The sequence below is a fragment of the Deferrivibrio essentukiensis genome, from assembly GCF_020480685.1.
GTDB lineage: Bacteria > Chrysiogenota > Deferribacteres > Deferribacterales > Deferrivibrionaceae > Deferrivibrio > Deferrivibrio essentukiensis.
On the sequence record NZ_JAJAFU010000063.1, the window covers coordinates 1 to 518 of the forward strand.

Here is a 518-nt window from a genome sequence, read left to right on the forward strand (position 1 = left end):
TGAAAATCCTTCCCTTAATAGACAATTGAGGTTATTGGGCATTTATAAAAGTACCTATTATTACAAAAGTATAGAACCTTACAGTAATGCAAGAGACAAGGAGATATTGAATGAGATAGAGAAGATATACCTTGTCAATCCGACATATGGGTATCGAAGAATAAAAGCAGAGTTAAACCGCAGTGGATATGCAATTGGAAAGAAGAAGGTAGTGTCGATGATGGGTTATTTGAATATAAAGGGATCGTATCCTAAAAAAACGAGTTAGATACAACAATCAGGTAGAAAACAGGTATCCATACCTGCTTGATGAATTTAAAGATGATAAGGGTAAGATAATTTTATCCAAGCCAAATACAGTATGGAGTGCAGATATAACATACATAAAATTAGAGAAAGGTCATGCTTATCTTGCGGCAATATTGGATTGGTATAGTAGAAAGGTGCTTTCTTGGAGATTATCGAGTACTATGGATACTGAACTTGTGGTCTCTGTAACAAAAAGTGCAATTGAGAAG

The 518-nt window shown here is 34.6% G+C and carries 2 protein-coding genes; both read left to right on the plus strand.

Annotated elements, in window-relative coordinates; genetic code table 11:
• The coding region (locus LF845_RS11780) for an IS3 family transposase (protein WP_242821205.1) at positions 1–268 on the plus strand (268 nt) is incomplete at its 5' end.
• A 70-nt stretch (positions 269–338) separates the two neighbouring features.
• On the plus strand, positions 339–518 hold a 180-nt coding region (locus tag LF845_RS11785; protein ID WP_423220589.1), incomplete at its 3' end, for a DDE-type integrase/transposase/recombinase.